The organism is Sediminispirochaeta bajacaliforniensis DSM 16054, from assembly GCF_000378205.1.
Lineage (GTDB): Bacteria > Spirochaetota > Spirochaetia > DSM-16054 > Sediminispirochaetaceae > Sediminispirochaeta > Sediminispirochaeta bajacaliforniensis.
Genome location: NZ_KB899423.1, coordinates 91,228 through 100,038 on the forward strand (window position 1 = coordinate 91,228; position 8,811 = coordinate 100,038).

Annotated in this window: 10 protein-coding genes; 8 read left to right on the forward strand and 2 right to left on the reverse strand. The window is 46.7% G+C overall.

The genetic code is table 11. The features are described from left to right. Positions 1-9 precede the first annotated feature (9 nt). A complete protein-coding gene (locus F459_RS0116690) occupies positions 10-1,038 on the reverse strand; it encodes a LacI family DNA-binding transcriptional regulator (RefSeq protein ID WP_245540208.1) in 1,029 nt (342 codons plus the stop codon). Positions 1,039-1,268: 230 nt separating this feature from the next. Here F459_RS0116690 and F459_RS0116695 point away from each other — a divergent pair, with 230 nt between their 5' ends. The 8 genes from F459_RS0116695 to F459_RS0116730 all read left to right on the forward strand — a co-directional run bounded on the left by F459_RS0116695 (position 1,269) and on the right by F459_RS0116730 (position 8,493). After that, entirely contained in the window at positions 1,269-2,171 is a 903-nt protein-coding gene (locus tag F459_RS0116695; protein ID WP_020613857.1) for a dihydrodipicolinate synthase family protein, read from the forward strand. A 39-nt stretch (positions 2,172-2,210) separates the two neighbouring features. Then, positions 2,211-3,176, forward strand: a complete 966-nt coding sequence (locus tag F459_RS0116700) for a tripartite tricarboxylate transporter substrate binding protein (protein ID WP_020613858.1) — start codon at positions 2,211-2,213, stop codon at positions 3,174-3,176. A 69-nt stretch (positions 3,177-3,245) separates the two neighbouring features. Beyond that, positions 3,246-3,692, forward strand: a complete 447-nt coding sequence (locus F459_RS0116705; protein WP_020613859.1) for a tripartite tricarboxylate transporter TctB family protein — start codon at positions 3,246-3,248, stop codon at positions 3,690-3,692. A 22-nt stretch (positions 3,693-3,714) separates the two neighbouring features. Further along, positions 3,715-5,226 (forward strand): tripartite tricarboxylate transporter permease, encoded by a 1,512-nt coding sequence (locus tag F459_RS0116710; RefSeq protein WP_020613860.1) that lies wholly within the window; start codon positions 3,715-3,717, stop codon positions 5,224-5,226. A 27-nt stretch (positions 5,227-5,253) separates the two neighbouring features. Beyond that, positions 5,254-6,264, forward strand: coding sequence for a dihydroxyacetone kinase subunit DhaK (locus F459_RS0116715; RefSeq protein WP_020613861.1), 1,011 nt, complete (start codon positions 5,254-5,256; stop codon positions 6,262-6,264). 2 nt (positions 6,265-6,266) lie between these two features. After that, positions 6,267-6,905 (forward strand): dihydroxyacetone kinase subunit L, encoded by a 639-nt coding sequence (locus F459_RS0116720; RefSeq protein ID WP_020613862.1) that lies wholly within the window; start codon positions 6,267-6,269, stop codon positions 6,903-6,905. Between the two features lie 186 nt (positions 6,906-7,091). Then, positions 7,092-7,652, forward strand: coding sequence for a flavodoxin family protein (locus F459_RS0116725; protein ID WP_020613863.1), 561 nt, complete (start codon positions 7,092-7,094; stop codon positions 7,650-7,652). Then, the gene (locus tag F459_RS0116730; RefSeq protein ID WP_020613864.1) at positions 7,639-8,493 is read left to right on the forward strand and encodes an RNA polymerase sigma factor; all 855 of its coding nucleotides are present in this window, start codon (positions 7,639-7,641) and stop codon (positions 8,491-8,493) included. Before F459_RS0116725 ends, F459_RS0116730 begins: the two co-directional genes overlap by 14 nt. A 115-nt stretch (positions 8,494-8,608) precedes the next feature. On the opposite strand, the gene F459_RS0116735 is transcribed toward F459_RS0116730, so the two are convergent. After that, positions 8,609-8,811, reverse strand: a 203-nt coding sequence (locus tag F459_RS0116735) for a hypothetical protein (RefSeq protein WP_026295079.1), incomplete at its 5' end; no start/stop codon positions are given.

Consider the following 8,811-nt stretch of genomic DNA (forward strand, 5'->3'; position numbering starts at 1 on the left):
TCCCCTCTATTAGCGCCTGATACTTTCCCGAAGAATCAAGGCTCCGCCTACAAGCGAGCGGACCGTGGGGCTTCCGGGCGCCTCGATGCGGTTGTGAAGCTGTTTGACGGCTATGCTGGCGATGTCCCGTTTTGATACCTCTATGGTGGAAAGGGGGGGATCGGCCTGGGCCGACTGAGGGAGATTGTCGAAACCCAGCAGCGATACATCTTCTGGAATTCTAAAACCGTGGTCTTTGAGGGCCTTCATGGTGCCAAGGGCCATGATATCGTTGGAACAAATATAGGCTTTATGCGTAAGCTTTTTATGTTCTTCCAGGTAAGCGTTCATATCGCGATACGCTCCGTGAAAGGTTGATTCGACGGAAATAATATCCGGAGTCATGTCCGGATAATACGAAATGCTTTCTTTATACGCGTTTTCACGAATTCTGAAGTTTGAGATATCGGAATAACTAGCGACAAAGCCGATTTCCGGAAACCCGAGCTCTTTTAAATAGATAAAAGCCTTATAGATAGAACTCTTGTTATCCATATCCACAAAATCAAAGGGCAGATATTCGTTGTAGGTATCGATGAAGACTATAGGAATGGTAGTGGTGGAAAAAAGCAGCATGTCATCCCGGTTTAATTCCGTAGCAAGAACGATTGCCCCTGAAATTGATGGTTCCTGCAGTGCGCTGGCGATGATATCGGCTACGGATGTATGGGCAAAGGAAACCACCTCAAGTTTGTAGTCGAGTTCCTGTGCCCCTGAAGTGAGACCATCAAGATAATCGGCGATAAACACATCATGGTCGCGGTTGATGACTTGGCCATGCTTCGCAATTCTTAAGAATTTTATGGTCCGTTGTTGTGATGCTGCACCATGATTTTTATTGTAATCAAAATGGCGTATTGCTTTCAGTACCCGGTCTCTGGTCTCCGGACTGATGTTTCCCTTGTTGTTGAGAACAAGCGAGACTGTTGCACTGGAAACCTCGGCATAATTTGCAATATCTTTCAGTGTTACTTTCACTCCGTATAAGTCCTTTTCCATTTTTTGCTATCTAAGTATATCCGCGGAGTTATATTTTAGCAATAAAATAGTAAAAATTTTACCACCTTTTACTTTGCAAATATTCGTATATAGGCATTTTTCGTGCCGAAAACTACCTAAAAATAAAACTTGACAGCGAAAAAAAAGCATTGTACCCTATGTTAGTAAAACGTTAACTAAACGTTTACCAATATTAGTAGTTAAAGATTTACTAACTGTAAGGGGAAAGTATGAAAAAACTTTATGGTCTTACAACAGCCATGATTACGCCCTACGACAATAAGGGGAAGCTTAATCTCGACATGGTTGGTGAAATGACCCGCTTTCAAATAGAGCGGGGGACGCATTGTCTCTATCCCGGTGGTACGACCGGCGAAATGTACCTTTTATCGGAAGAAGAACGAAAGGCCCTGGCCAAGGCTACCGTTGATGCGGGTAAGGGAAAAGCGAACATTTTTATTCATGTAGGTGCGATGACCCAGGATGAAACCATTCGCCTTGCACAACACGCCAGCGAGATCGGAGCAGACGGTATTGGTGTTGTGACCCCTTCCTATTTTAAGGTTACCGATGGGATGATGGTGAACTATTTTACAACGATTGCAAACAGTGTTCCGAAAGATTTTCCCATCTATCTATACAATATCCCGCAATGTTCGGGAAACGATTTAAAGCCGGACACCATTCGTCAGATCATTGACAAGGCTCCCAATGTGGTGGGCATTAAGTATAGTTTCGCCGATTTTGTCAGGACCATCGAATATGTCGGAATCGCTGAAGATTTTTCCGTAGTCATCGGAGCCGATATTCTTTTCCATTCCGGTCTTGCCATGGGCTGTACCGGAACCGTCTCCGGGGTTGCCTCTGTTTATCCCGAGCCCTTTGTTGCCATCTACGATGCCTTTCTCAAGGGCGACCAGGAAAAGGCCCGGCGGATTCAGAAAAAAGCGGTTGAAATCGCCAACCTGCTGAAGAATGGTTCGAATATGTCCTATTTTAAAACAGCGCTTAAACATCGGGGATATGATGTCGGGGGTATGCGCGCACCTTTGATGGATTTGTCCGATGAAGAACAGCAGCGGCTCGTCGAGCAGCTTAAAGCATGGGAAGACTCGGCTCTCGGCGAGTTTTGATCCCGATAACCTTTTTATTTTACAAGAAGGAGTAAGAACATGAAGAAGAAGATCACTATGGTACTGATCGCTTTGCTGGCGGTCGGTACTCTCTGTTTTGCCAATGGTCAGACCGAAGGCAAGCCTTTTCCTGCCAAGGAAGTAACCATTGTCGTTCCCTATTCTCCAGGTGGCGCTTCCGATACCGTGACCCGGATCATTGCAAAAAATACCGAATCTGCATTGGGCGTTCCCGTAATCGTCACCAATAAGACCGGTGCTTCCGGTTCCATCGGTATGGATTATGTGAGAAAAAGCACACCCGACGGATATACCATCTCCTACATGCCTGTTGAATCCACCATGGTAAGTGCTCTTGGCTATACCGATCTCGCTCCCGCAGATTTTGATTTCGTAGCAGGTGCCATGACCCTTTCCGCCGCCCTTACCGTTCGTGCGGACGCGCCCTGGGACAGTGTCGAGGAGTTCCTTGCATATGCAAAAGCGAACCCCGGCAAGCTGAACATCGGTAACTCAGGCACCGGCTCTATCTGGCACATCGCAGCCGCCTCGATCGAAGAATCGCAAGGCGTTCAATTCAACCACGTTCCTTTTGAAGGTGCGGCTCCTGCCATTGCAGCTCTCCTCGGCGGGCATATCGACGCTTTGACGGTGAGTGATGCAGAGGTGCTTCCCAATGTAAAGAACGGGGACTTTAAAGTCCTTGCCGTAATGGGAAACGAACGATCCACTACACTTTCCGAGGTTCCCACCCTCAAAGAGCTGGGAATCGATGTTGCCGTATTCGGCTGGGGTGGGTTTGCCGTTCCCAAAGGAACTCCCGATGATGTCAAGGCAATTCTCGGTGCCGCTTTTAAGGTTGGTATTGGATCTGCTGATTTTGCCCAGCTGTGTAAAGAACGAGGTTTTACCCAGAAATATATGACCGGCAAGGAAATTCAGGAATTCGCACAGGAACAGTATGAATACTATTCCAAACTGATCCCCAAACTGGGAATTCATTAAGATCGAAAGATTTGGTTGGGAGGCGGGCCGAAAAGCCTGCCTCCTCTTCCATAGCGAAGGGAGTTTTATATGCTGTATGGAGATCTTGTCTTCGGGGCCGTATCTCTGGGCTTAAGCGTTTGGTTTTTCATTATGAGTCTCGGTTTTAAGTCGGGTTCCCCACTCAATGGCGTTCCCGGTGCCGGTTTCTTCCCCGGAGTTATTTCTATCCTCATTGCCCTTGTTTCAATTGTTTTGATGGTGCAGGGGTTTCGACAAAAACGACACTATTTTCAACCGATCAAATCGATAAAGGAGATGCAGGCAAACACCAGAACCCTTTTTCTTACTGTAACTTCTTTGGTGATTTTTATGCTTCTCTGGAAGTTTGTGCATTTTTTTATTGCCATTGGGGCCTTTATTTTTTTCCTCAATATACTGTTTCGCCAAAAGCTTCTTGTCAACATCATCTACACGGTGGTCAGCATCACATTTATCTATTTGACGTTCGGAAAAATTTTTCACGTTATGTTCTGATCAGGAACGGAAGGTTATTTGTATGGGTATATGGTTACACGTGCTGCAATCGCTTCTCAACCCCGGAGTGCTTCTCTATTTGCTGTTCGGGGTGGTAATCGGGAGTTTTCTCGGGGGGCTTCCGGGCTTAACTGCAACCATGGGGATTGCGATTCTTACCCCGATTACATTTTGGTTTAGCCCGGAGAAGGGCTTCGCAATGCTTATCGGGGTCTGGAATTCGGCCATCTGGGCCGGAGGGCTTACCGCGATATTGGTCAATACCCCGGGAACTCCGGCATCGATTGCCACCACCTTTGATGGTTTTGCCCTGACGCAGCAGGGGAAGGCGAAGCTTGCTTTGCAGATCAATACGGTTTTCTCTGTGTTCGGCGGGCTCTTCAGTACGCTGATTTTGATTGTTGCGGCCTTTCCCCTTGCTAAACTGGCCATCAAGTTTGGACCGGCCGAATACTTTATGCTGGGGCTTTTCGGTCTTACCATGATGATTTCGGTTTCGGGGAACTCCTTAACAAAAGGAGCCTTGATGGGCTTTGCCGGACTACTGGTTTCGACCGTCGGCCTTGACCCCATCCTGGCAGCAAAGCGCTTTACATTCGGCATTACCGATTTGCTGATGGGCGTTTCGTTCATCCCCGTGATGATCGGTATGTTTGGTGTGGGTGAAGTGCTGTATCAGATTTCTGTTTCCAAAAGCGATGATTTTATCGAACGGGATGAGAACGCTTCTGGCAAGCCTATCGATTTTGGAGGAGAACGTTTAAGTCTGAAGATGATCTGGGAGATGGGGCCGCTTGCTTTTCTGATGGCGGCGGTTGCCACGGTCGTTGGTGCTATTCCAGCTGCGGGAGGCGACATTGCATCTATCATTTGCTGGGGACAGGCAAAACGCTTATCCCGGCATCCGGAAAAATATGGTAAGGGATCGGAAGAGGGACTTGCCACAAGTTGTATTGCCAACAACGGCGTTCTTGGTGGCGCCCTGACGACCATGTTGACCCTTGGTATTCCGGGAGATGCTGCAACCGCTATCATGATTGGTTCGCTCATGATGTATGGAATGCAGCCCGGACCGCGAATGTTCGTGGAGAGCAAGGAGTTCGTTATCACCATCATGCTGCTGATGATTTTTGCCAATATCATCATATTGATGTATGGACTGCTTACCACCAAGGCATCGATCAAGCTTTTATCGGTGAAAAAACAGTTTATCTGGGTGACGGTTCTGATTCTTTGTATTGTCGGCTCCTTTGCCTTGAATAATTCGATGTTTGATGTCGTAGTCATGCTGATTGCGGGTTTTCTCGGGTTTTTTATGAAGCGGATGGATTATGCGCCGGGGCCCTTTATTCTTGGGCTGCTGCTCGGGAAAATTATCGAATCGAATTTGCGTCGGGCGCTCTCGCTGACTCAGGGAAGCTACAGTTTCCTTCTGACTCATCCCATCGTCATTGTTCTTGAGGTATTGATCATACTTGCACTGATTGGGCCTCTCGTAAAAAAACTGCGCAATGGCCGAAAAGCTGTTGCCTGAAAACATCTTTGCTGGAAGAGGAGAATTATGAAGAAATTTCTTAACGCCCCTGAGTCTTTTGTTGATGAAATGCTTGAGGGAATTATGGCTGCTCATCCTGATCAGATGAGCTATGTGAATGATGATATCCGCTGTGTTGTGAGAAAAGATCTTTCAAAGAAGAAGGTTGCTCTTGCTTCAGGCGGGGGCTCCGGTCATCTTCCCACCTTTATGGGCTATGTAGGAGAAGGGATGCTCGACGGCTGTCCCGTCGGCGGGGTATTTCAATCCCCCAGTTCCGACCAGATGTATGAAGTAACCAAGGCTATAGATCGCGGTGCCGGGGTTTTGTATATCTACGGAAACTACAGCGGGGACATCATCAATTTCGACATGGCCGCCGAACTTGCCGACTTCGACGATATTCGTGTCGAGACGGTGGTGGCCGCCGATGATGTTGCCTCCGCTCCGAAAAACGAAACCGAGAAGCGTCGGGGGGTCGCCGGGATCTTTTATCTTTTTAAAATCGCCGGGGCCGCGGCGGAGGCGGGAATGGACCTGGATGAGGTAAAGCGGATTGCCGAAAAGGTGAACGGCCGGGTTGCAACCATGGGCGTTGCCCTTTCACCCTGTATCATCCCCGATGTGGGGAAGCCCTCTTTTACTATCGGTGACGATGAAATGGAGATCGGTATGGGCATTCATGGGGAACCGGGAATCAGGCGGGGAAAGCTTCGCAGTGCCGATGAAGTCGTCGATGAAATTCTTCCGAAGCTTATCGATGATCTTTCTCCCGAATCCGGCAGTGAGGTATCGATCCTCGTCAACGGACTCGGCGCCACCCCGAAAGAGGAGCTTTATATCATCTACCGACGTATCGCTCAGGTGTTGAAGGAACGGGGATTGAAGCCGGTAAAGATTTATTGCGGCGAGTTTGCCACATCCATGGAGATGGCCGGTTTTTCCATCTCTATGATTTGTCTTGATGATGAACTGAAAAAATTCCTTGCCGCAGCAGCCTGTACGCCTTTCTTTGAGCAGCGAAAACTGGAGTTGTAGCCATGGCTGAACGAACGAAAGAACGTGCGGCTGTGGATACCGTGCTTGCCTCGATATCGGGGATCATGTCCGAAAATCGTGAATTTCTGATCAAGATAGACGGGGTGATCGGCGACGGAGACCTCGGCATCACCATGGATAAAGCCTTTTCTGCTGCGGCAGGAGGGGTAGTCTCCCTCGATGAACCTCAGGTTTCGAAGGCCTTGATCGCGGCAGGAAAGATCATGGCAAAGAATGCTCCCTCGACCATGGGAACCTTAATGGCTACCGGTTTTATGTATGGTGGTAAGGCCCTGGGCGAGGAAGAGATACTCAGCGCCGGAGGTCTGTACATCTTTTTTAAGGGCTTTCTTGAAGGGGTGGAAAAACGCGGAAAGGCAAAGCCCGGAGAAAAGACTCTTCTCGATGTTTTGGACCCAGTGGTCCGTGCTTTGGAGGCAAAACAGAAGGCCGACCTTTCAGATGCCCTTGATGCTGCAATGAAGGCGGCCGAGGAAGGTTTAAAGGCCACCGAACTGATGGTTTCCCAACACGGCAAGGCCGCCATTTACCGGGAACAAACGCTTGGAAAACAGGACCCCGGAGCAACGGCGATGCTCTTCGTCGTAAAGGGATTCCGGGAGGCGCTTACAACTCTGTAGCCTGGGTACAGCCTGGGAGAAATAGGTATGTTCCGTATTGTGTGGGAATTACGGACGCTAATTATGCCGCCTGATATGAGGGCGGCTTTTTTTATTCAGATTGATATTTTTGTATCTTCAGTCACAAATGCTTTTGGGATGTGTCTAAATAATTGAAATCAATCAAATATATAGGAGTAGGTAGTGATGAAGATTCTGACTATTCTGGGCAGTCCGAAAAAAAACGGTAAAACAGCTTTTGTGCTGGATCTTTTTGAAGAAAAAATCAGGCAAAAAGGAATCTCAGTAAAAAGAATTAATATAATCGATTACAATATCGGCGGATGCAAGGGATGTATGGCTTGTGTACAAAAAAAGAATGAGCCGGGCTGTATCCAGAAAGATGATGTACCGGCTCTCTTTAAAGAACTGATACGTGCTGATATGATAATGTATGCTTCACCACTTTACGGATGGGATGTAAGCAGTCAAATGAAAACCTTTTTTGACAGACATTTCTGTCTTGTAAAAGATTATAAAACCCCTGAACATGTTTCTTTGCTTGAAAATAAAGATATTCTTACGCTTACGACCTGTATGGGAGAAAAAGTTGGGAACACAGATCTGGTATCTATTTTCTACGATAGGTTCGCAGGCATGCTTGGTTGCCGAAGCCTTAAACAATTTGTAGTTACTCAGTCGTTTAATCCTGATTTCTCTGAAAGAGCAGAAGAAGTTGCTCAGAGAATGGCTAATGAAATTATCTGAATGCATAACGGCGGCCAAGGCGGGAAGTTATTCCGCTTTGGAGGCCCTTATAAAGCACAACCAGGATTATTTATATAATCTTGTTGTACGTTTTTTGGGAAACTCTCTGGATGCGGAAGATGCTGTTCAGGAGATCTTGATCAAAATGATTACAAGGCTTTCCTCATTTAGAGGCGAGAGTAGTTTCAGGACATGGTTGTACCGAATCACGGTTAACCATATCCTGAATATGAAGCGTTCTAAACATGAAGAAGTTTTTACTTCATTTGAAGACCACAAGTTTTTTATCGAAAATCTGCCGGATGACTCTTTAAATGGACTCTTTGCGTATTCAGAAGAAAAACAGCAGCGCATGACAGAAGAAACAAAAATACAATGTCAGATGGGGATGTTGCTTTGTCTGGAACGGGAAAATCGAATTATCTTTATCCTGGGTGCCGTTATGGGAATTGATTCCCTCACCGGATCGGCGGTTATGGACATAACACCGGAAACTTTTCGGAAACGGCTCTCACGTTCCAGGAAACAGCTATCAAACTACATGAACGGGAATTGTAGTTTGATTAATACCAACGGCGTTTGTAGCTGCAGAAAGAAAACCAATATTCTTATACAAAAAGGATATGTTAATCCTGAAAACCGTATGTTTTACACTACTCATCTTGAAAAAGTTATGGAACATGTAAAAAGCTATTCTCAATATGCAGACGATATGCTTGAGAAAAGGGTCGACGATTCTTTTCGGGAACATCCCTGGCTAAGCCTTCCGGCTTCTATCGTTCCGCTTAAAGATATCATACAGAACATGGAGGTTTCCTGGGATAAATCAAAGCTTCTATAGAGATACTAAATTTACCAAACAAATGGAATTAATCGATATTTCGTGGTTTGAGAATATTCTTTAACTACTGTCCGGAATCGTGGTGAAAAATGAATAAAATCTCCTTTTCTCGTAGTTACTTATAGTAAGAACTACCAGAAAAAGGAGTGTTCCCATGTTCCATCCCCCCTTCTGCCCCAATCCCCATTGCCTCAACCACTTCTCTCCAAAAGGCCAATGGTTCTTTAGAACAGGCTCCTACTCCACCAAAACCTCCCCCCGCATCCAAAAGTTCAAATGCAAAACCTGCCACCTCTCCTTCTCCACCCGCACCTTCAG